Annotated in this window: 18 protein-coding genes and 2 pseudogenes; 9 read left to right on the forward strand and 11 right to left on the reverse strand. The window is 74.8% G+C overall.

Annotated features, from left to right (window positions below; translation table 11 throughout):
- Position 1 precedes the first annotated feature (1 nt).
- From ACFVGS_RS34740 to ACFVGS_RS34750, 3 genes and pseudogenes are all read left to right on the forward strand, one after another.
- Positions 2-1,099, forward strand: a complete 1,098-nt coding sequence (locus ACFVGS_RS34740) for an ABC transporter ATP-binding protein (RefSeq protein ID WP_385696211.1) — start codon at positions 2-4, stop codon at positions 1,097-1,099.
- Positions 1,100-1,128: 29 nt separating this feature from the next.
- A pseudogene (locus tag ACFVGS_RS34745) lies at positions 1,129-1,926 on the forward strand (HAD family hydrolase); the annotation flags it as partial.
- 75 nt (positions 1,927-2,001) lie between these two features.
- A complete protein-coding gene (locus ACFVGS_RS34750) occupies positions 2,002-2,580 on the forward strand; it encodes a Uma2 family endonuclease (RefSeq protein WP_385696214.1) in 579 nt (192 codons plus the stop codon).
- A 56-nt stretch (positions 2,581-2,636) separates the two neighbouring features.
- On the opposite strand, the gene ACFVGS_RS34755 is transcribed toward ACFVGS_RS34750, so the two are convergent.
- On the reverse strand, positions 2,637-5,186 hold the full coding sequence (locus ACFVGS_RS34755; RefSeq protein ID WP_385696217.1) for a helicase-associated domain-containing protein: 2,550 nt from the start codon (positions 5,184-5,186) through the stop codon (positions 2,637-2,639).
- A gap of 41 nt (positions 5,187-5,227) precedes the next feature.
- Between ACFVGS_RS34755 and ACFVGS_RS34760 the strand changes: the two genes are divergently transcribed.
- Positions 5,228-6,073, forward strand: coding sequence for a hypothetical protein (locus ACFVGS_RS34760; protein WP_385696219.1), 846 nt, complete (start codon positions 5,228-5,230; stop codon positions 6,071-6,073).
- Between the two features lie 4 nt (positions 6,074-6,077).
- On the opposite strand, the gene ACFVGS_RS34765 is transcribed toward ACFVGS_RS34760, so the two are convergent.
- The 4 genes from ACFVGS_RS34765 to ACFVGS_RS34780 are packed head-to-tail and all read right to left on the reverse strand — an operon-like array spanning position 6,078 to position 10,476.
- The gene (locus ACFVGS_RS34765) at positions 6,078-7,529 is read right to left on the reverse strand and encodes a hypothetical protein (protein WP_385696222.1); all 1,452 of its coding nucleotides are present in this window, start codon (positions 7,527-7,529) and stop codon (positions 6,078-6,080) included.
- A 27-nt stretch (positions 7,530-7,556) separates the two neighbouring features.
- A complete protein-coding gene (locus tag ACFVGS_RS34770; RefSeq protein ID WP_385696226.1) occupies positions 7,557-8,390 on the reverse strand; it encodes an ABC transporter ATP-binding protein in 834 nt (277 codons plus the stop codon).
- Entirely contained in the window at positions 8,387-9,466 is a 1,080-nt protein-coding gene (locus tag ACFVGS_RS34775; protein WP_385696229.1) for a FecCD family ABC transporter permease, read from the reverse strand. Before ACFVGS_RS34775 ends, ACFVGS_RS34770 begins: the two co-directional genes overlap by 4 nt.
- Complete coding sequence (locus ACFVGS_RS34780; protein ID WP_385696232.1) at positions 9,463-10,476, reverse strand: FecCD family ABC transporter permease; 1,014 nt, start codon at positions 10,474-10,476, stop codon at positions 9,463-9,465. Before ACFVGS_RS34780 ends, ACFVGS_RS34775 begins: the two co-directional genes overlap by 4 nt.
- A 156-nt stretch (positions 10,477-10,632) precedes the next feature.
- On the opposite strand from ACFVGS_RS34780, the gene ACFVGS_RS34785 reads away from it, so the two are divergent.
- Positions 10,633-11,262, forward strand: a complete 630-nt coding sequence (locus ACFVGS_RS34785; protein WP_384419469.1) for an HAD family hydrolase — start codon at positions 10,633-10,635, stop codon at positions 11,260-11,262.
- Here the strand turns inward: ACFVGS_RS34785 and ACFVGS_RS34790 are convergent.
- Positions 11,250-11,540 (reverse strand): hypothetical protein, encoded by a 291-nt coding sequence (locus ACFVGS_RS34790; RefSeq protein ID WP_384419466.1) that lies wholly within the window; start codon positions 11,538-11,540, stop codon positions 11,250-11,252. The two genes, ACFVGS_RS34785 and ACFVGS_RS34790, sit on opposite strands and share 13 nt — an antisense overlap.
- A 200-nt stretch (positions 11,541-11,740) precedes the next feature.
- Here ACFVGS_RS34790 and ACFVGS_RS34795 point away from each other — a divergent pair, with 200 nt between their 5' ends.
- Complete coding sequence (locus tag ACFVGS_RS34795; RefSeq protein WP_031073201.1) at positions 11,741-12,124, forward strand: cold-shock protein; 384 nt, start codon at positions 11,741-11,743, stop codon at positions 12,122-12,124.
- Positions 12,125-12,128: 4 nt separating this feature from the next.
- Here the strand turns inward: ACFVGS_RS34795 and ACFVGS_RS34800 are convergent, their stop codons facing one another.
- From ACFVGS_RS34800 to ACFVGS_RS34815, 4 genes are all read right to left on the reverse strand, one after another.
- Entirely contained in the window at positions 12,129-12,983 is an 855-nt protein-coding gene (locus ACFVGS_RS34800; protein ID WP_384419463.1) for a 1,4-dihydroxy-6-naphthoate synthase, read from the reverse strand.
- Positions 12,971-13,741, reverse strand: coding sequence for a futalosine hydrolase (locus tag ACFVGS_RS34805; protein ID WP_385696237.1), 771 nt, complete (start codon positions 13,739-13,741; stop codon positions 12,971-12,973). The genes ACFVGS_RS34800 and ACFVGS_RS34805 overlap by 13 nt, the downstream gene beginning before the upstream one ends.
- 8 nt (positions 13,742-13,749) lie before the next feature.
- Entirely contained in the window at positions 13,750-14,232 is a 483-nt protein-coding gene (locus ACFVGS_RS34810) for a DUF2771 domain-containing protein (RefSeq protein ID WP_384419456.1), read from the reverse strand.
- 91 nt (positions 14,233-14,323) lie between these two features.
- Entirely contained in the window at positions 14,324-15,709 is a 1,386-nt protein-coding gene (locus ACFVGS_RS34815) for an MFS transporter (protein ID WP_384419453.1), read from the reverse strand.
- A gap of 368 nt (positions 15,710-16,077) precedes the next feature.
- Here ACFVGS_RS34815 and ACFVGS_RS34820 point away from each other — a divergent pair, with 368 nt between their 5' ends.
- Positions 16,078-17,004 (forward strand): DUF3027 domain-containing protein, encoded by a 927-nt coding sequence (locus tag ACFVGS_RS34820; RefSeq protein WP_384419450.1) that lies wholly within the window; start codon positions 16,078-16,080, stop codon positions 17,002-17,004.
- A gap of 404 nt (positions 17,005-17,408) precedes the next feature.
- Complete coding sequence (locus ACFVGS_RS34825; RefSeq protein WP_385696241.1) at positions 17,409-20,627, forward strand: sacsin N-terminal ATP-binding-like domain-containing protein; 3,219 nt, start codon at positions 17,409-17,411, stop codon at positions 20,625-20,627.
- A gap of 587 nt (positions 20,628-21,214) precedes the next feature.
- Here the strand turns inward: ACFVGS_RS34825 and ACFVGS_RS34830 are convergent.
- The gene (locus tag ACFVGS_RS34830) at positions 21,215-21,763 is read right to left on the reverse strand and encodes a DUF1062 domain-containing protein (protein ID WP_384419446.1); all 549 of its coding nucleotides are present in this window, start codon (positions 21,761-21,763) and stop codon (positions 21,215-21,217) included.
- On the opposite strand from ACFVGS_RS34830, the pseudogene ACFVGS_RS34835 reads away from it, so the two are divergent.
- Positions 21,741-22,016, forward strand: a pseudogene (locus ACFVGS_RS34835) (hypothetical protein); the annotation flags it as partial. The gene ACFVGS_RS34830 and the pseudogene ACFVGS_RS34835 sit on opposite strands and share 23 nt — an antisense overlap.

Here is a 22,016-nt window from a genome sequence, read left to right on the forward strand (position 1 = left end):
CATGACCGTGACCACCACCGCGCCCGCCGGCGACGGGACCGCCGGCGACGGGACCGCCACCGGCGCCGCCACCGTCGAGTTCCGCGGCCTGCGCAGGCAGTTCGGGCCCACCACCGCGCTCGACGGGCTCGACCTCACCGTCCGGCCCGGCGAACTGCTCGCCCTGCTCGGCCCCTCCGGCTGCGGCAAGACCACCGCCCTGCGCATGCTCGCCGGCTTCGAGCACCCCGACTCCGGCGCGGTGCTCGTCGACGGCCAGGACGTCACCCAGGTGCCGGCCCACCGCCGCGACGCCGGCATGGTCTTCCAGTCGTACAGCCTCTTCCCGCACCTCGACGCCCTCGACAACGTCGCCTTCGGGCTGCGCATGCGCAAGATCGGCAAGACCGAACGCCGGTCCCGCGCCGCCGAGTTGCTGGAACTCGTCGGCCTCGGTGACAAGGCCGGCCGCTACCCGCACCAGCTCTCGGGTGGCCAGCAGCAGCGCGTCGCGCTCGCCCGCGCGCTCGCCCTGCGCCCGCGCGTCCTGCTCCTCGACGAACCGCTGTCCGCGCTCGACGCCAAGGTGCGGCTCACCCTGCGCGAGGAGATCCGCCGCATCCAGCGCGAACTCGGCATCACCACCCTGTTCGTGACGCATGATCAGGAGGAGGCGCTGTCGATGGCGGACCGGGTCGCCGTGATGCGCGCGGGCCGGCTTGAGCAGTGCGCGCCGCCCGCCGAGCTGTACGGCCGGCCGGCGACCGCGTTCGTCGCCGAGTTCGTCGGCACGATGAGCCGGATTCCCGGGCACCTCGACGGCAGCACCGTCGAGGTCCTCGGGGGCCGCCTCCCGGTGGACGGCGAGGCGCCCGCGGCACGCGAGGTCGACGTGCTCGTACGGCCCGAGGACCTGCGGGTCACGACGGACGGCGCGTGCGCGGCCCGGATCGTCGCGACGGCCTTCCTCGGCGCCACCACCCGCCTCACCGTACGGCTCGCCGACGCCACCGAGGTCAAGGCGGACCTGCCCACCCACGAGGCCGCCGCGTTCGCCGCCGGCGACGCGGTGACGGTGACGCTGCGGGAACGCCCCGTCCTCGTCGCCGCACGCCAGTAGGCAGAGAGAAAGTGACCCACGTGACCCGAGTGGCCCAAGCGCCCCCCGAACTCCCGCACCACCCCCTCCAGGCCGTCCTGTTCGACATGGACGGCACGCTCGTCGACACCGAGGGCCTGTGGTGGGAGGCGGTGGAGCAGGTCGCGGGCCGCCCGCTGACCGAGGCCGACCGGCCGGACGTCCTCGGCCGCCCGGTCGAACACACCGCGGCGTGGCTGGCAGCGGCGACGGACGGGAACACCTCCGCGCCGACGGCCGGGCCGACCGTCGAGCCGGCCGCCGAGCCGACGGCCGAGCCGGCCGCCGAGCCGACGGCCGAGCTGGCCGCCGAGCCGACGGCCGAGCTGGCCGCCGAGCCGACGGCCGAGCCGGCCGCCGAGCTCACCGCCACCCTGGCCGCCGAGCTGCACCGGGAGTTCGCCGACCGGGTCCGGGCCGGGGTCGTCCCCCGCCCCGGCGCGCTCGACCTGCTGACCGCGCTTGCTGGTGCGGGCGTCCCCACCGCCCTCGTCACCGCCTCGCCGCGGACCGTCGCCGACACCGTGCTCGCGACCCTCGCGGCCCTGGGGGCGCCCCCGTTCGCGGCGACGGTCACCGCCGACGACACGGAACGCACCAAGCCCGACCCCGCCCCGTACCTCGCCGCCTGCCACGCCCTCGCCGTCGACCCCGCGCACTGCGTCGCCGTCGAGGACACCCCGACGGGCGTCGCCTCGGCGGAGGCGGCGGGCTGCGCGGTCCTGGCGGTCCCGTCACTGGCCCCGATCGCACCGGCACCGGGCCGGACCGTGGTGGCCGAGCTGACGGGCGTCACACCGGAGAGGCTGCGAACGATCGCCCGCCCTATGTCGGTGGGGTCTGCCAGACTGAAGACGACTGACCGCTGAGAGGGAGGTGGCGAGATGAGCGTCGCGCACGATCCGCATTACGGGCCCTGGACGGTAGAGCAGGTGCTTGCTCTGGGGGAGGACCGTGGTCAGCGTCACGAATTGATGGGGGAAGCGCTCATGATGTCACCCGCTCCGGGATTCAAGCACCAGCGGGCGTCGTTCAGGCTGACGACTCTGCTGGATGCCGCCATCGAAGCGGCCGGTGTCTCCGCCGAGGTGCTCGAAGCGGTGAACGTCGTCCTGCCCGACGGGCTCTTCATCCCCGACATCGTCGTCGTCGAGGCGGCCGCCGCGGCCGAGGATCCGATCACGGTCGACTCCGAGGCCGTCCTCCTCGTCGTCGAGATCGTCTCGCCCTCCTCGTCCGGCCGCCGCACCGACCGGCTGCTCAAGCCTCCGTACTACGCGGAGGCGAACATCGAGCATCTGTGGCGTCTCGAACTGGAGCCGGTTCCCGCGCTGGTCGTCTCGGAACTGCGCGACGGCCGCTACGTCGAGCGGCTCGTCGCCGAGGCGGGCCGGGAGACGTCGATCGAGGCGCCGTTCCCGCTGAAGGTCGACCCCGGCCGACTCGTGAAGCCGAAGGCCTGACGCCGTACGGAGCGGAGGCCGGGAGCGGAAGACCAGGCGCCGGCCGAGGCCGCGGGCTACGCGCCGTCGTCCTCCGCCAGTTCCGCCACGCCCGTGATGCGGTGCAGCGGGTATGTGCGGACCTCGTCGGCCGTGTGGTCGTAGCCCGTGACGAAGCCGCCCTCGACGCGGACCGGGGCGATGACGCGCTGGCTCGCGCCGCCCTCCGCGTTGACGTAGCCGATCCAGACGGCCGAGCCGGTGAGGGCGGCGGCCTGGACGGTGGCCAGGGTCTCGGCGGGGGAGGTGCGGGGCAGTTCGCCGGCGGCGCGGGCGGAGGACGGTTCCTTGCGGACCACCGTCGCCGCCCGGTCGCCCGCGCGGATCGCCCTGACCGCGGCCTTCAGCAGCGTCGCGTCCGGGGCGGGCGGCCCTTCCGGGACCGGCGCCGGGGCGGTACGGGGCGGGGTGCGGTAGGCGTCGGCGCGGGTGATCAGGACGTCGCCCTCGGCGGACTCGGCGGCCGGTGCGTATCCCATCGCCCGCAGCCCCTCCAGGAGCCCGGCCGGGTCGGACTGCGCGGCGAGGACCGTCGGCGCGAGCCTGCGCAGTCCGAGCGCGGCCGCGCGCCGGTCGGCGAGGATCTCGCCGAGCACGGTGTCGTCGTCGCAGCGCACGTACGCGGACGCGGCACCCACCCGCAGGTGCCCGTGCTTCCTGGCCACGTCGTCGATGAGGTACGAGAGCGGCTGCGGCACCGGCGTGCGCGAGTGCGCGGTCAGGAAGTCGTGCAGGTCGGACGCGGTGCGCCCGGCGTCGAGCGCCCGGCGTACGGACGCGGGCGTGAAGCGGTAGACGGTCGCGCCGCCCTTCGACTCCACGTCGGCGAGCACGGAGAGGGTGTCGGCGAGCGGGCGGCGCAGCGGCCCGGGGGCGACCGCCGTCAGGTCGGCCTGGAGCAGCACGTGGTCGACGGCCTCCGGCAGCAGCGGCGCGAGCAGCGTCGCCGCCCGCGAGGCCGCGACGGACGGCTCGCACTCGTGCCCCTGGAGGGCGTCCGGAGGGGCGGCCTCGGCGAGCGGCAGGTTGAGCAGGGCGCGGGCGGGCGAGGCGAGCGCCCCGCGCCCGGTGATGCCCAGCAGTTCGGCCTCGTCGAGCGTCCACGCGGCGATCTGCTCGCGCAGGTCGGCGAGCGTACCGCCGCTGCGCAGCGGGCGGTCCCAGCGCAGCCTGGCCAGCAGCGTCTCGCGGTCGGCGGCGGCGCCCGGCGGCAGCGTGGCCTGGAGCGCGAGGACCCGGCGGCGCACCTCCGGCGCCTGTGCGCGGTCGAGGCCGGGGCCGAGCGCGGACAGGGTGCGGCCCTTGCCGTCCTGGGTGCCGACGACGCCCGGGGTGCGGGTGGCGTCGAGCCAGGTGCCGGCGAGCAGTGCCCAGCGCTCGGCGGGCGGCAGGTCGAGCCAGTCGTCGTACGCGGGCGTCGGGGCGTACCGCTCGTCCGCCTCGCCGTCCGAGGCGAGCAGCCCGGCCCCGTACACCAGCTCAAGCCAGAACGCGGCCAGCGGCTCCGACACGTCGAGCGCGGCGGCGGTCCGCTTGAGGTCCCGGACGGCCAGGCCGCCGGCCCGCAGCACCGGCGGGCCGCCCTGGTCCCAGGACTTCAGCAGCTCCTCGACGGTCGTGAGCGCCGTGTACGCCTGGCCGGCCGCCGCGTTGTCCACGACCTGTGGACGGTAGTCGCGGGCCGCCGTCACCTCCGGCGCCCGCGGCTCCGGCGCCCGGTGCGCCCGCCCGCCGCGCAGGTGCAGCGCCGCCTCGCGCGGCAGCACCACCGTCCGGGTGGAGACCGGCAGCAGCAGGCCCCGGTCGCGCAGCCAGCGCACCGGCGGCGCGGGATCGGCCGTGACCTCTCCGTACGGCGGGCCCCACACCAGCCGGTCGAGGACGGCGAGCGCGTCGGGCGGCGCGGTGTCGAGCAGCGCCGCCATCCTCGTACGGTCCGTGAACAGCTCCGTCAGTGCCGCGACCGCCGACACCGGGTCGTGCGTCGGGGGCAGCCCGGCCGCCGCGATGATCTCCTGGAGGCGGCCCGGCGACATGCCCGCAGTCGCCTCCGCGACCGAAGGGCCGAGCCCGGTGGGCGAGGGGTGCTGCGGCGAGGGCGCGAGCAGCTCGCGGGCGGTGCGCACCAGCCGCAGCCGCTCGTCGTCGCCCCACACCAGCGCCTGCTCGCGCAGCAGGGCGACGGCGCGCGGCAGCGCCGCCTCGATCTCGGGGGCGTCGTCGTGTCCGTCGTCGCCGGTGAGCAGGGCGAGGAGCACGGGGTACGGGGCGGGGTCGGGGGCCACGGCGAGCGCTTCGGCCGTCTGGAGGGCGAAGCGGTCGAGCCGCTCCAGGGCGCGGACGACCGAGCCGCGCGTGCCGGCCCGGGTGGCGAGCTGCGTCAGGTCGTTCGGGACGGGCGACAGCAGGTCCGGGCGGGCGCGCAGCAGCGCGGCCAGCGCCTCGTCGCCACCGGCGCGCAGCGCCTCCGCGAGCGTGCGCGGCGCGGCGCCGGTGCCGTCCGCCGCGCTGCCGACGGCAGTTCCTTCGGGCACGTGCGCCTCCCGGTCGAGCTCACCGATCCCCATCCGCACCACGTTAGCCCCTGCGCAGGCGCTACCGTCGTGCCGTGGGGAACGAGAACGACCGCTTGGTCTTCGACTATCTGAGCCGGGTGGGCGATCTGGCGCAGCAGCGTCAGCTCCCGGCGGCGGAGCGCCGCGAGCTGGTGTCGGGCCTGCGCGACGAGATCGAACGCCGCCGCGAGGTGAGGGGCGAGGCGGTACGGGGCATCCTCGACGCCCTCGGTACGCCGGACGAGGTCGTGGACCGCGCGTCCCCGCCACCTCCGTCGAGGCCGGCTGCCCCTTCGGCACCCTCGGCGCCCTCGCCGGTCCCGCGCCAGAGCGGCCCCGACCGCCCCGACCGCACCTCCGCCGCCCTCCCCGAGCCGCGCCCGGCGGACTGGTGGCAGGACGGCGCCACGGAGACCGGTGCGGTCGCCGGCTTCATCGGCGGCGTGGAGATCCCGGAGCTCCTGAAGCCCCCGCCCGCGGAGGACGAGGAGGCGGACGAGGAGCCGGAGGACGGTCCGGAGGACGCGACCGACGAGGCGGCGGCGCCCGCCCGCACCGCCCGCCTCCGCGGCCTGCGCCTGGGCAGCCCGCTCCTGCTGGCCGCCGCCGTGCTCCTCCTCGTCGGCGCGGCCGTCGGCTCCCTCGTCCCGCTCGCCGCGGGCTGGCTCCTCGCCTACGCCTCCCGCGAGCGCCGCACCGCCGTCCTCGTCCTGCCCGGCGCGGTCGCCACCGCGGCCATGGTCTGGCTCTGGGGCCGCGTCGAGGGCCGCTGGGGCGACCCGGTGGCCCCGGGCGGCGAGGCCATGGGCGCCGCCGTCTCCGCCACCTGGCCCTGGACCCTCCGTGCGGCGGCGATCGCGTCGGCCCTGTTCCTGCTGTGGCGGTCGCGGCGGCGGTGAGGTCTCAGGGGCGCGGGTTCACGACGGCCGCGAAGGGGATGACGGCGTCGCCGGTCACGGAGAACAGATCGAACCGATCCGACTCCGTGGCAGCGTCCTCGTCGCTGGCCGGGTCACCGATGTAACCCTTGCCCTTGTACGTGGAGACGAAGGCGTTCCAGTTGGAGTCGGTCGGACTGGCGCCCCACCACGCGGTCACGTATCGCGGCTTCCGCGTGATGTTGACGAGATTGTTGTTGTAGGTGACCTGTGCGTTGTGAATGAGCAGGTCGTCACAGTCCTTCGGTGGGCAGTAGAACCGCGATTCCTTCTCCCACGAGAACCATCCCGTGGAGAACTCGTCCAAGTCGATCCGGCCGCGGTCCTTGCGCATGACCATGGCGTCCAGATCGGCGTCAAGCATGTCGAACTTCGCGTTCCTGGCCACCTCGACGACCTTCTCCTCGCTGTACGACTCACCCGGCTCGTACCAGGTTCCGGGGCCGCTGAACGGTCCCACCGCGAGAGCCACCCACTCGACGGACCCGACGTTGCGCGCCAGGTCGCTCTCGGCTCGCCCCAGCTCTTGTCGACGGTCCCGAAACTCCGTGCTCTTCTCGAAGAACCGCGCGGTGCGCCCGTACACAGCCCAGTTGTCTACGAGGATGTACACCGGAACGGAGCCGGTGTTCTCCAGTTGGAGCGACAGCGGAACGTGGACGACCGGCCGCTCGGGGTCCGCACGAGGCGTTCCGAACCGTACTTTGAAGGACAGGTTCGCCGGTGCCGCCGTCGGCTGGTACACCGACGAGTAGGCGAGGTTCACCGCCGCGAGCAGTGCGGTGGCCGTCACCCCGGCCGCGATCTTCGTCGGATGCGGAGTGCCGCGCCACACCTTGTTCCGGACCATCACCGACAGCGCCCACAGTGACCAGCCGAACAGTGGGAACACGGCCAGCATGTACGGCGTGAACTCCATCTCCTCGAGCCACAGGAAGACCAGAATCGTCGAGACCGTCAGTGCGATGACGACGCCGAGGAGCACGATCGTCCCGGAGATCCGCAGGCTCCGCTTGCCCCAATAGTCCATGGCCGCCACCGCCGCGGCAGCCTCCGTGACCCCGCCGAGGAGGAACACGAAACCCGTGATCCGCCCCGCGAAGGTCAGCGCGTCGAAGGCGTCCGTCTTGCCGATGACCGTCAGCAGGATCCAGCCGCCCACGAGCCCCGCCACAAGGAGTCCGATCGTCGCGCGTCTGGCCGGCGTGCGGTCGGGCCAGACATCGCTGCCGCCGCCCTGCCAGTACACGCGGGACCTGTCGTCCAGGTCCACGTGATCGGGAAATCCGTAGCGGCGGAGGATGCGTCGCAGTTCTCGCAGTGACCAGGCGCTGCCGACCGTCTCGCCGGCGATGCTGACCCTGCGCAGGCCCCGGCTGTCCGGTGGGTGCACCGTGACCTTGGTCCGGCGTTCCATGGGCTCAGCGTGGCGCCGGCGCAGCGGTCATGCAGGTGGTGCTGCACCATTGGAGTGCAGCTCAGCGGGTGTGTCCGCTTCCCACGGTGCCCCCGGTACCACCAGCGGTGAGCCCGTCACCGGGTCCGGGACCACCACCGAGTCCAGGCCGAAGACCTCGCGTACGAGGTCCGCCGTGACGACCTCGGACGGCGGGCCCTCGGCGACCACGCGGCCGGACTTCATGGCCACCAGGTGGTCGGCGTAGCGGGCCGCCTGGTTCAGGTCGTGGAGGACGACGACGACCGTGCGGCCGCGGGCGCGGTTGAGGCGGCGGACCAGGTCGAGGACCTCCACCTGGTGGGCGATGTCCAGGTAGGTGGTCGGCTCGTCGAGCAGGAGGAGGTCGGTCTCCTGGGCCAGGGCCATCGCGATCCACACCCGCTGGCGCTGGCCGCCGGACAGCTCGTCCACCGAGCGGTGGGACAGCGCGCTCACGTCCGTACGCGCCATGGCGTCGACGACGGCCCGCTCGTCCTCCTCCGACCACTGCTTCCACCACGCCTGGTGCGGCTGCCGGCCGCGGGCCACGAGGTCGGCGACCGTGATGGCCTCCGGCGCGACGGGCGTCTGCGGCAGCAGGCCGATCTTCTGGGCGATCCGCTTCGTCGGGACCTTCGCCAGCTCCTCGCCGTCCAGCAGGACCGCGCCGCCCCTGGGCCTGAGGAGCCGGCCGAGGGCCCGCAGGGTGGTCGACTTGCCGCACGCGTTCGGGCCGACGATGACGGTCACCTTGCCGTCGGGGATCACCAGGTCGAGCTCGTGGACGACGGTCCGCTCCTCGTACGCGAGCGTCAGCTCCCGTGTGCTCAGCCTGCTCAACGACTGCCTCCCACTCCACGGCTGCGTACGATCAGCCAGATCAGGTACGGGGCGCCGACCGCCGCCGTCAGGACACCCACCGGCAGTTCGGTGGGCGCGAAGAGCCGCCTGCCGAGCACGTCGGCGGCGACCACGACCAGCGCGCCGAGGAGCGCCGAGCACAGCAGCGGGATCTGCGCCGTGCGGGTGACGCGGCGGGCGATCTGCGGGGCCAGGAGGGCGACGAAGTCGACCGGTCCTGCCACGCCCGTCGCGACCGACGCCAGGACCACGCCCACGGTCACCAGGCCGAGCCGCACCCGCCCGAGCCGTACGCCGAGCGCCGTCGCCGTGTCGTCGTCGAGCGACACCGTCCGCTGCGATCGCGCCGCCCACAGCACCGCCGGCAGCATCGCGAGGAGCGTCCAGCGCAGCGGCGCCGACTCGTCCCAGCCGCGCCCGTTGAGGGAGCCGGTCATCCAGATCTGGGCCTGCTGGGCGACCAGGTAGTCGCCCTTCGTCATGAACAGGTGGGTCAGCGAGCGCAGGGCGATGGCGAAGCCGATGCCGATCAGGACGAAGCGGGTGGCGTGCAGCCCGCCGCGCCACGCGAACACGTAGACGAGCGCGGCGGCGAGGAGACCGCCGGCGATCGACACGTACGGGATGACCTCGTACGAGGCGAGGCCGAAGGTCATCGCGGCGACCGTCACGGCGCCCGCGCCCTGGCTGATGCCGATGACGTCGGGGCTGGCGAGCGGGTTGCGGGCGACGGTCTGGATGAGCGCGCCCGCGATCCCGAACGCGGCTCCGACCATCAGGCCGGTCACGAGCCGCGGCAGCCGCAGCTCCTCGACCACGAAGGACGTGCCGTCGCCGACGAGGACGTCGAGGACCTCGCCCGGCGCGACGAAACGCTCGCCGACGGACAGGGACGCGACCGAGACGGCGGCCAGGAGCACCACGAGGGCCGCGGCGGCCAGCGCCGAGCGCCGGTGCACCAGGAAGGAGGCGCGTCCGGCGCGGACGAGCGCGTAGCCGTACGGGCGGACCCGGCCCGCGGGGGCGGTGGTCGTCGTGGACGTGGTCGCCGTCATGCCGGCACCGCCTTCCGTCGCACGAGCGTCACCAGGAACGGCACGCCGATCAGCGCCGTCATCACGCCCGCCGGGACCTCGCCCGGCGGGAACAGGATGCGGCCGAGCACGTCCGACACGAGCAGCATCACCGGCCCGATGAGCGCCGCCATCGGCAGTACCCAGCGGTGGTCGGAGCCGACGACCGCGCGGGCGATGTGCGGTACGGCGAGGCCGACGAACGCGATGGGCCCGGCGGCGGCGACTCCCGCGCCGGTCAGTACGGTCGCGCCGACGCCGCCGACGATCCGTACGGTCGCGACGCGCTGCCCGAGGCCCTTGGCGACGTCCTCGCCGAGTGCGAGCGCGTCGAGCCCGCGCGCGACGGCGACCACCAGGACCGCGCCGACCAGCAGGAAGGGCCAGATCTGGCCGACGATGTGGGCGTCCCGGCCGTCGAGCGAGCCGATCTGCCAGAACCGGAACTCGTCGAGCGCCGAGGCCTTCGTCGTCAGCACGCCGGTCGTCACCGACAGCAGCAGCGCGTTGATCGCGGCCCCGCCGAGCGCCAGCTTCACCGGCGTCGCCCCACCCCGGCCGCTCGACGCGATGGCGTAGACGGCGACGGAGGCCAGCGCGGCGCCCGCGAAGGCGAACCACACGTAGCCGGTGAGCGTGTGCACCCCGGCGAAGGCGATGGCGAGGACGACGCCGACCGAGGCGCCCTGGCTGATGCCGAGGATGCCGGGGTCGGCGATCGGGTTGCGGGTGATGCCCTGCAGCGCGGTCCCGGCGAGCGCGAGCGCCGCGCCGACCATGAGGCCGATCAGCGTGCGCGGCACGCGGAGCTGCCGGACGACCTCCGCGTCGTCGCCGGTGGCGCCGTGCAGCAGCGCGTCGAGGACGGTGGCGGGCGGCACGGCCCGGGCACCGACCGCGAGACTGAGCAGGATCGCGAGGAACAGGGCGACGCCGGCCGCCGTGGTCGCGACGACGCGCCGGCCGGCGCGTCGGGAGCGTGTGGCGGACATGGACACCCATCGGAGGTACGGGGAGACGGCTCGGCGGGTCGCCGGTTCGGTCGGCGGCTCGGCGGTCGGTCGGCGGTTCGGTGGTTCGGTAAGGCTTCGCTAAGCGGAAGGCCCGGCTCAGTCTAGACAGGGGCCGTTTTCGAACACACGGGCACAATGGCCCCCATGACCGTGACCGAGAGCGCACCCACCGTCGGCTTCGACCTGGACCTGACCCTCCTCGACACCCGCCCCGGCATCAAGGCCGCCTTCGAGGCCTTCTCCGCCGCCGTCGGCGTGCCGATCGACGCCGACCTGGTCGTCTCCCGTCTCGGCCCGCCGCTGGCCCACGAGCTCGCCCACTGGTTCCCGCAGGAGCAGGTGCCGGCCATGGTGACGCGCTACCGCGAGTTCTACGGCGTGCACGCCATCGAGCCGACCGTCCCCATGCCCGGCGCGCGGGATGCGATTCAAGCCGTTCGCGAGGCGGGCGGCCGGACGATCGTCGTCACGGCGAAGAACGAGCCGCACGCCAAGCTGCACCTGGCCCACCTCGGCATCGAGCCGGACGCCGTCGTCGGCGACCTGTGGGCGGAGGGCAAGGCGGAGGCCCTGCGCGCGCACGGCGCCACGGTGTACGTCGGCGACCACACGGGTGACGTGCGCGGCGCCCTCACCGCGGGCGCCCTGTCGGTGGCCGTGGCCACCGGGCCGTGCGCCCCGGAGGAGCTGCGGGCGGCCGGCGCGGACGTCGTCCTCGCCGACCTGACGGACTTCCGGCCCTGGTGGGAGGGCTACCTGGGCTGAGCCGTCGCCGCCTGCACGGCGCGCGCCCGGCGGCGCCCGGCGGCGATCGAGCGGAGCACGCCCGCGCCGGCGATCAGGAAGCCGACGCCCATGAGCATCGACACCAGGTAGGCGACCGTCGGGAACGGATCGGATCCGAGGAAGAGCGGAGCCACCGTGACCAGGGTCGCGACCGCGCCGACGATGAAGACGACGGCACCGGCGCGGACGAGGCCGTCACCGGGAGCACGGTCGTCCGTCGCGGCCGAAGTCGGGGCCGAAGGGGTTTCACTGTGCATTCGGCCAGGGTAGTTCCCAGGCCGGAGGGAACGGACCGGGGACGTCTTGTCACCGGGCCTCAGCCCATTAGCCTTGGTGCCGGCGGGTCTCGGTGAGCATCGGTGACCCGCTGTATCTCTTTCCTGAGATAGAGCGAAGAGCGTTTGCCACAGAGCCGGGATCCCGGCGCACCCATCGAGTACGAGGACGAGGAACGGACGTGCCTACCGGCAAGGTCAAATGGTTCAACAGCGAGAAGGGCTTCGGCTTTCTCTCCCGCGACGACGGCGGTGACGTCTTCGTGCACTCGTCGGTGCTCCCCGCCGGAGTCGACGCCCTGAAGCCGGGGCAGCGCGTGGAGTTCGGCGTGGTCGCCGGCCAGCGCGGCGACCAGGCGCTCTCCGTCACGGTCCTCGACCCGACCCCGTCCGTCGCCGCGGCGCAGCGCCGTAAGCCCGACGAACTGGCGTCCATCGTGCAGGACCTCACCACGCTCCTGGAGAACATCACGCCGATGCTGGAGCGCGGCCGCTACCCCGACAAGGTCCACGGCAAGAAGATCGCGGGCCTGCTGCGGGCGGTGGCGGACCAGCTCGACGTCTGATCCGCTACGGGAACTTCAGCGCGTGCGGGCCGAGGGGCGGTACGAGTCCCTCGGCCGCCGCGCGCGTGAGCAGCCCGCGCACCGCCGCGTAGCCGGTCTCGCCGAGGTCGGCGGTGAACTCGTTGACGTAGAGACCGATGTGCTGATCGGCCACCTTCGGGTCCATCTCCTGCGCGTGCTCGAGTACGTACGGGCGGGAGACGGACGGGTCGTCCCAGGCCATCCGGACCGATGCGCGCGCCGACTCGGCGAGCAGCCGCAGCGTGTCCTCGCCGAGCGAGCGGCGTGCGACGATCGCGCCGAGCGGGATCGGCAGGCCGGTGGTGTGCTCCCAGTGCTCGCCCATGTCGGCGAGCGCGTGCAGGCCGTAGTTCCGGTACGTGAAGCGGGCCTCGTGGATGACGAGCCCGGCGTCCACCTTGCCGTCGCGCACGGCCGGCATGATCTCGTGGAACGGCAGGACGACGACCTCGCCGACGCCGCCCGGGACCATGTCCGCGGCCCACAGCCGGAACAGCAGGTAGGCCGTCGAACGCTCGCTCGGCACCGCGACCGTCCTCCCGGCGAGGTCCGCCGGGTCGCCCGCCTCCCTGGTCAGCACGAGCGGGCCGCAGCCGCGGCCCAGGGCCCCGCCGCAGGGCAGCAGCGCGTACTCGTCGAGGATCCACGGCAGCACCGCGTACGAGACCTTCAGGACGTCGTACGGGGCGTCGCCGCGCTCCGCCCACCCGTTGGTCAGGTCGATGTCGGCGAAGGTCACGTCGAGCCGCGGGGCGCCGGCGACCCGGCCGTGGGCCCACGCGTCGAAGACGAAGGTGTCGTTCGGGCAGGGCGAGTAGGCGATCTTCAGCTTGGGCACGACGAGGACTCCTCCGGCTCCACGAAAACGGTCCGACCGATCAGCTGGAAGGCGTGCCGCAGCGCGTCCAGGGCCTGGCCGATCCGCCAGGCGGCACGGTCGCGCGGGCCGACGGCGTTCGACACGGCCCGGATCTCGACGACGGGCAGGCCGTACGCGGCGGCGGCCTCCGCCACGCCGAAGCCCTCCATCGCCTCGGCGACGGCTCGGGGGTGACGCCCCGCCAGCTCGGCCGCCCGCTCGGCGGTGCCGGTGACCGTCGACACGGTGAGCACCGTCCCGACGGCGTGCGGCAGCCCGCCGTCCGCGAGCGCCTTGGCGACGGCCCCGGTCAGCTCGGGGGCCACCGGGTGCGCCGACCGCCCGAAGCCGAGCTCCTCGACGGCCAGGTAGCCGTCGGGCGTCTGCGCGCCGAGATCGGCCGCGACGACGGCGTCGGACACGACGACGGTCCCGATCGGGGCGTGCGGGAGGAAGCCGCCGGCGATCCCGGCGGAGACGACGAGGTCGTACGGGCGCGTGAGGGGCGCCGCGTGCGCGTGGGCGTGCGCGAGTGCGGTCGAGGTGGCGGCGGCGGCCGCGGCGGGGCCGACGCCCGCGACGAGGACGTCCACCAGGCTCGTACCGCTGTGGCGGCGCAGCGCGAAACCGCCGGGCAGCGGGATCGTGTCCGCGCCCGGTTCAGGGGTCGTGAGGCCGCCGGTGACGGAGTCCGCCTCCGCCGCCACGGCCGTCACGACGAGGATCCGGCGGGTCAAGGCCGGATTCAGTCCTGCTTCGTCAGCTCGAAGGACCAGATGCCGACGACCTTCTTGTTGTCGGCGTTGGTCTCCACGATGGCGACCTGCGTCTTGTCCGTGGACTCGCCCGTCTGGCTGGCGAAGAACGCGCTGGCCGGGATGGTCCGGTAGGTCTTCTTGAACGGCTCCGGCTCGGCGTTCGTGCCGTTGAGGAAGATCGTCCAGCCCTTCTCGGCGACCTCCGGGTCGACGCCGAAGCGGATCTTGTCGGAGGGGTCGGCGGAGATCGACTCGCCGGCCTTCTTGTTGAGGCAGGCGGTGATCTGCTTGTCGGGGAGGCCGTCCTTGTCGTAGCAGGCGGCCTCGGAGTTCACGGACGAGGAGCCGACCGTCACGGTGGCGACCGGGGACGGCTTGTCGCAGGCGGAGAGAACGAGGAGCCCGGCGGAGACGGCCCCGAGGGCCACGGCGGCCCGGCGGCGCTTACGGGTCAGGAACGCAACGGTCATGGGCCGAAGGCTATCGGGCCGCCGCGCCCGCGCCACGCGGGGGTACGGCGTGCCGCGTCCGGGCTACGCCGCCCGGGCCCCGGCCGCCGCACTACGCCACCTTCGCCTTCTGCGGGTCGCCCCGCCCCCTGCGGGACTGGCGGCGGGCCGCCGTCAGCAGGCCCCGTACCGACAGGGACGCGCCCAGGGCCAGGATGCCCGCGGCCACCGACATGCCGACGGTTCCGTTCAGCGGGAGGGAGATGCCGATGGCGCCGCCCACCACCCAGGCCATCTGGAGTGCCGTCTCCGAGCGGGCGAAGGCCGAGGTCCGGACGGACTCCGGCACGTCGCGCTGGATCAGCGCGTCGAGCGAGAGCTTCGACAGCGCCTGGGTCAGGCCGGCCACTGCGCCGAGCACGGCCACCATCAGGCCGCCGAAGAAGACCGCCGCGCAGATCGCCGTGGCGAGGACGGTCGACACCATCGTGGCGATGATCACTTCTGGCCCGTGGCCCCGTTCCTTCAGGAGCGAGCCGACGGCCGTGCCGCACGCGTTGCCGACGCCCGCCGCCACGGCCACCATGCCGAGCGACACCGCCGCGCTCTGCCCCGGCAGCGGGTGCACCCGCAGCAGGAACGCCAGGAAGAAGATCAGGAAACCGGACAGCATGCGCTGCGAGGCGTTCGCCTGGAGCCCGTGCAGGACCGCCGGGCCGACCGTCCGCAGGCTCGGCTTCTTCTCGCCGTGGGTCAGCAGGTGGGCCCGCCGCTCGCCCTTCGCCGAGTCCACCTTGTGCGGCATCCGCAGCGCCCAGTACGTGCCGAGCAGGAACAGCGCGGACGCCCCGTACAGCGGCCAGCCCGGGCCGATCTGCTGGAGCCCGGCCCCGATCGGCGCGGCGATCCCGGTGGCGAGCAGGCCGGCGAGCGTCACCCGCGAGTTCGCCTTCACGAGGGAGAAGTTCGGCGGCAGCAGTCGTGGCACGACGGCGCTGCGCACCACTCCGTACGCCTTGGAGGCGACGAGGACGCCGAGCGCCGCCGGGTACAGCTGGAGCCCGCCGGTGGCGACCGCGCCCGACATGAGGAGGGCGAGGGCGGCCCGCGTCAGCATCGCGGCCGCCATGGCCGCGCGGCGGCCGTGCGGGACGCGGTCGAGGAGCGGGCCGACGACGGGCGCGAGCAGGGTGAAGGGGAGCATCGTGATCGCGAGGTAGAGCGCGACCCGGCCGCGCGCCTCGTCGGTGGGCACGGAGAAGAAGACGGTGGAGGCGAGGGCGACGGTGATCATGACGTCGCCGGCGCCGTTGACGGCGTGCAGCTCGATCAGTTTGCCGAGCCCCGACTCGCCCGCGCCGTGCGCGTGGGTGGCCTTCCTGATGCCCTTCGCGGTGCCGGTGAAGGGCAGGTGCAGGGCGCGGCCGAGCTTCCGGCCCGCTCGGCTGAGCGGCCCGGCATGATCGTGGGATCGTGCGGAAGACCGTGCGGCTGCCACTCCGTCATAGTGCCCCACGCGCCGGTCCCGCGAACCGTTGACGCGGCCCGCGAGCCGTCCGCGGCGGCCCGCCGCGGTCCGCGATGCGGGCCACTTGGGGCGCGCAGGTGGGCTGAGCGCTGCGAACGGGGTAGCGTGCGTAGCGCGCCACCGGCGGATGTTCTCGGCCGCGCGCCTCTTCGGCATCCCGCAGAATGGATGACGATAGGTGTGCCCGAGACGCGCGAGAAGCACGCGAGACTTGTCGGGCGTGGACGTCGATGCGGCCCTCTGGTCCGCTCCGTACCACCGCCCGGGACTTCGCTCCCGCTCGCTCCCGCTCCTCGGCCGGCGCACCCGTGAGACGGCGTAGGAGAGAAGCGAGACCTGTGAGTGCTGCGACGACGCGAAGCCGTACCCCGCGTACCCCGCGAGCCACGCGTACCCCCGACCGTCTGTGCGCCGAGGCGGTAGACCTCGCGAGGGAGGCGGCCGAGGAGGCCGCCGCGCCCGGCGTCGTCGGCGAGCACGTGGAGGTCGTCGCCGAGGGTGACCGGGTCGTCACGCACTTCTTCGAGTGCAAGGAGCCCGGCTACCGGGGCTGGCGCTGGGCGGTCACCGTGACGCGGGCCTCCCGCGCCAAGAACGTCACGCTCGACGAAACCGTCCTGCTGCCCGGTTCCGAGGCGCTCCTCGCGCCCGAGTGGGTGCCGTGGAGCGAGCGGCTGCGGCCCGGCGACATGGGCCCCGGCGACCTGCTGCCCACCGAGCAGGACGACCTGCGCCTGGAGCCCGGCTGGTCGGGCGAGGACGCGCCGCCGCCGAACTCGGCCGTCTCCGAGGAGATGGAGGACCACCTCGACGAGGAGGACGCCGAGCTCACCTCCCGCACGCCGTCCCGCGGCGCCATCACGGCGGTCGCCGAGGAGCTCGGCATGCGCCGCGCCCGGGTGCTGTCCCGCTACGGCCTGCACATCGCCGCGGACCGCTGGGACGAGGCCTTCGGCGCGAAGACCCCGATGGCCCAGGCGGCGCCGGCGAGCTGCCAGTCCTGTGCCTTCCTGGTGCCGATCGCCGGCTCCCTGAAGCAGGCCTTCGGCGTGTGCGCGAACGAGTTCTCCCCGGCCGACGGCCGCGTCGTCTCCCTCGCGTACGGCTGCGGCGGCCACTCCGAGGCCGCGGTCATGCCGAAGCCCCCGCGCCCGGCGCCGCCGGTCCTCGACTCGATGGCGGCCGACGAGTTCCCCCTCCGCCCGGCGAAGGACTCCGGCTCGACGACGGAACCGGACGCGTCGGAGGACCTGGGCCACTCGTAGGTCCCTGGGCCGCTCGTAGGTTCCTGGGCCACTTGTAGGTCCCTGGGCGCTCGTAGGCCCCGACCCTGGGCACTCGTAGGTCCCTGGGTCGCTCGTGGATCCCTGGGCCGCTCGTAGGTTCCTGGGCTGCTCGTAGGTTCCTGGGCCGCTCGTTGGTCCCCGGGCCGCTCGTTGGTCCCCGGGCCACTCGCAGCCCCCTGGGCCGCTCGTTGGTCCCCGGGCCACTCGTACGCCCTGGGGCCCTCGTAGGCCCTGGCAGGGGCCCTGCGGGCCCCACGGGAGTGCGGGCGCGCCCCCGGCGCGTGGGTGCCTCCGCGCGCCCCCTGGGGCCGGACGTGCCCCGGGCGTCGGGGCGGGACGGGGCACGGTACCTTCGGGCACCGGCCACTTCCCCGTCCCGCAGAGTGGAGTCAGACGTGAGCGTCAGCGTCAGGACGTCGACCGACGGAACCGACCCCTTCGGTACCGCACGGCTCCGCAGAGGCGTGCTCGACGCGTGGGGCGCGGGCCCGGCCCGCTTCCGGGAGGACGCCAACGCCGAGGAGGACCTCGTCCTCGGCGGCTACCGCGACCGACTCGTGGTCGAGCTCGCCCAGAACGCCTCCGACGCCGCCCGCCGCGCCGGCGTCACCGGCCGGCTCCGCCTCACCCTGCACCCGGCCGACGCCGACGGCCCGGCGGTCCTCGCCGCCGCCAACACCGGCGCCCCGCTCGACGCGACCGGCGTCGAGTCGCTGTCCACCCTCCGTGCCTCCGCCAAGCGCACCGACCGCGACACCGGCGCCGTCGGCCGTTTCGGCGTCGGCTTCGCCGCCGTGCTCGCCGTCACCGACGAGCCCGCCGTCCTCGGCCGTCACGGCGGCGTCCGCTGGTCCCTCGCGGAGGCCCGCGCGCTCGCCGCGGAGACCGCCCGGCACAGCCCGGGACTCGGCGACGAACTGCGCCGCCGCGAGGGCCACGTACCGCTGCTCCGGCTCCCGCTGCCCGCCGAGGGCACCGCGCCCGAGGGCTACGACACGGTCGTCGTCCTGCCGCTGCGCGACGCCGCCGCCGTCGACCTCGCCGAGCGGCTGCTCGCGGCCGTCGACGACGCCCTGCTGCTCACCCTGCCCGGTCTGACCGAGGTCGTCGTCGAGACCGCGGACGGCGCCGTCCGCACCCTCACCCGCACCGCCGAGGGCGGCTACGTCCACATCGCCGACTCGGCCACCGGCCCGCGCCGCTGGCGCACCGTCAGCCACGGCGGACCGCTCGACCCGGCCCTGCTCAAGGACCGTCCCGTCGAGGAACGCCTGCGCCCGCACTGGTCGGTCACCTGGGCCGTCCCCGTGGACGCGGACGGCGCGCCGCGGTTCCCGGCCACCGCGCCCGTCGTCCACGCCCCGACCCCCACCGACGAGCCGCTCGGCATCCCCGCCCTGCTCATCGCCTCCTTCCCGCTGGACACCGCCCGCCGCCACCCGGCGCCCGGGCCGCTCACCGACTTCCTGGTGGAGCGGGCGGGCGACGCGTACGCCGAGCTGCTCGCCGAGTGGCGGCCGGTGACCACCGGCACCCTCGACCTCGTGCCCGGCCCGCTCGGCAAGGGCGCCCTGGACGGCGCGCTGCGCGCCGCCGTCCTCGAGCGGCTGCCGCGGGTGGCGTTCCTGGCGCCGGCCGCCGCGTCCGAGGACCTGCCGGCGCTGCGGCCGATCGAGGCGGAGGTCGTCGAGGGCGCTGGCGCGGAGACCGTCGCGGTGCTCGCCGAGGTGTTCCCGACGCTGCTGCCGGCCGGCCTGGAACGCCGTACGGAGCTGCGGACGCTCGGCGTGGGCCGGCTGCCGCTGACGGAGGCGGTCGACCGGCTCGCGGGCGTGGACCGCGGCCCGGAGTGGTGGTGGCGGCTCTACGACTCGCTCGCGGGTGTCGACCCGGACCGGCTGTCGGGCCTGCCGGTGCCGCTGATGGGCCCGGAGTCGGGCGCCCGGGCCGTCGAGGCCGACGCACTCACGGAGGGCGCCGAGGAGGCCGAGGGCGCGGCCCCGCCCGCCGCCCGCGTCCGCACGACCATCGGCCCGCGCCAGGTCCTGCTGCCGCAGGACCACACGCCCGTCGACCTGGCCCGGCTCGGCCTGAAGGTCGCCCACCCGGACGCCGCCCACCCGATCCTGGAGAAGCTCGGCGCCGTCCCGGCCACACCGCGCGCCGTGCTCACCACGCCGCAGGTGCGGGCGGCGGTCGCCGCCTCGCTCGACGCGGGCGAGATCTGGGACGAGGACGCCGACACCCTGGACGCGGACGAGCTCGCCGAGACCGTCCTCGCCCTCGTACGGGACGCCGACCTGGCCCCCGGCGACGAGCCGTGGCTGGGCGCGCTCGCGCTGCCCGACGAGGACGGGGAGCTCGCGCCGGCGGGCGAACTCGTGCTGCCCGGCTCCGCGTTCGCGTCCGTGATGCGCGAGGGCGAACTCCCGTTCGTGGACGCGGACCTGGCCGCACGGTGGGGTGAGCAGCCGCTCGCGGCGTGCGGTGTGCTCGCGGACTTCCAGCTGGTGCGGGCCACCGATCTGGTCCTCGACCCGGACGAGCTGGAGCCGCGCGAGGGCGACTTCGCGGAGCCGGACGACGCGGGACTGCTCGACGCCGTCGACGTGTGGTGCGAGGACGTCCTGGACCGGTTGCCGGAGACCCCGGTGCCGCCGGTGGCGACCGAGATCGTGGCCGTACGGGACCTGGACCTGGTCGACGACGACGCCTGGCCGCGGGCGCTGGCACTGCTGGCCAAGCCGCCGCTGCGGGACGCCCTGACGCAGCCCGTGCGGGTGCTGCTGCCCGACGGCACGACGGACACCGTCCGCCCGTACACCGCCTGGTGGCTGCGGGACCACCCGGTGCTCGACGGCCGGCGTCCGGCGGGCCTGCGGGCCGCCGGCACGGACCCGCTCCTCATCGGCCTGTACGACTCCGCGGACGCGACGGGCTTCGAGGACGAGCAGGTCCTGCGGGCCCTGGGCGTCCGTACGTCCGTTCCGGCCCTCCTGGACGAGCCGGGCGGCGCCGCGGAGCTCCTGGGCCGGCTCGCCGACCCGTCCCGCGAGGTGTCCGGCGCCCAGCTGCACGCCCTGTACACGGCGCTGGCCGACCTGGACCCCGAGCAGGTCACCCTGCCCGACGAGCTGCGCGCGGTCGTGGACGGCGCGCTGGTGGTGGTCGACGCGGCCGAGGCCCTGGTCGCGGACGCGCCCGACCTCCTGCCGCTCGCGGCCGGCCTGCCGCTCCTCCCGGTCGCCCCGTCCCGGGCGGCCGACCTCGCCGAGCTGTTCCAGGTCCGCCGCCTGAGCGAGGCGGTGGAGGCCGAGGTCACGACGGTGGGCGAGGAGCACGAGGTGCCGCCGTCGGTGCACGCGCTGCTCGGCCCGGCGACCCCGGCCACGTACGTCGAGCACGAGGAGCTGCGGGCCGCCGGCGTCGAACTCGACTGGCGCCGCACGGCGGACGGCGTGGTCCACGCCGCCACCCTGGAGGGCGTCGCCGCGGGCCTGGCCTGGGCCGCGGGCCAATGGCCCCGCCGCTTCGAGGTGGCGGCCCTCCTGGAGGACCCGTCCCGCACGGCGGAACTGGCCCGCGACCGCTGGTTCGACTGAACACCGGACGCAGCCCCAGCCCTCGCCCCTCAGCCCCCAGGGGCCGGGGCCCGGTGGCTCCCTCGGCCTGACGGCCCCTCGGCCTGACGGCCCCTCGGCCTGGTGGCCCCGGAGGCCTGGCGGCCCGGCGGGCACCGGGAGGGGTGAGGGGCCGGGGCTCGGTGGCTCCCTCGGCCTGACGGCCCCCTCGGCCCGGTGGCCCCGGAGGCCCCGGCGGCCCCCTCGGCCTGACGGCCCCCTCGGCCTGGCGGCCCCGGAGGCCTGGCGGCCCCGGAGGCCTGGCGGCCCCGGAGGCCTGGCGGCCCCGGAGGCCTGGCGGCCCCCTCGGCCTGGCGGCCCCCTCGGCCTGGCGGCCCCCTCGGCCTGGCGGCCCCGGAGGCCTGGCGGCCCCGGAGGCCTGGCGGCCCCGGAGGCCTGGCGGCCCCGGAGGCCTGGCGGCCCCGGAGGCCTGGCGGCCCGGCGGGCACTGGGCCTGGCGGGCCCTCGGCCCCGTGGCCCCCCGGTACGCGGCGGCGAGAGCCACGCGGGTGTCGCCGCCGCGCCCCGGCGGGCCGGCTCCCGGGCCGCCCGACCCGGGTGCCCGGGGCTCAGCGCTTGAGCGTGAAGGTGAAGTCGCCGGTGGTCTTGCCGTTCAGGCGGATCGCCGAGACGAGCTTTCCCTCCTCGACCAGTCGCTCGGTCTCGGCCCGGGAGAGTCCGCAGCCCTCGGCGATCAGCCGCACGGGCCGGACCGGGATCCGTGCCGTGAAGCGGACCGAGACATCCAGGACCTCGCGGTCCGGGTGGTCGGACCCGCCGGTGTCGAGGCGCCAGGCGCCGCCCCAGTCGAGGGCGATGCGGTTGCGGCGCTGCACGGCCGGATCCTGCAGCAGCTCGGCCGCCAGGCCGAGGTCGTTGGCGTGGAGCCGGTCCAGGAGACCGGGTCGTACGGAGCGCACGTTCGTCCGCTCGAAGAGCGTGAGCTTCGCCGTCTCCCCGCAGCCGGTGCAGAGCACGAGGAGCCAGGCGTCGAGGCGCTTGTGGTTGGCGTTGACGCGGAACTTGCCGTTCGCCCGGAAGCGTTCGGACGCGCACGTGTGGCAGCGACGGAGGACGAGCGGCAGGCAGGTGGGCATGACGACCCAGTTGGTGAGCACAGGAGTACACCGGTTTCAGTGTGAGAAATCCGCAGCAAGAAGCAGCGCGGCGCAACTGCGCGACGCGCGACCGATCAGCTCTCGGGGTGTCTCACACGGTGTACAACGGCAGGTCCTCGCCTGGACGACAGGTTCGAACAGCACGCTAGCGGCGCAACCCGCCGTCTGGGCCCTATCCTTCGCCATGCTGCTGACGCTGCTCGCCGACCGCGCGCTGCACTGGACCCACCACCGCGACCAGGCCCGCGCCCAT

This window comes from Streptomyces sp. NPDC127114 (genome assembly GCF_042677525.1).
Classification (GTDB): Bacteria; Actinomycetota; Actinomycetes; order Streptomycetales; family Streptomycetaceae; genus Streptomyces.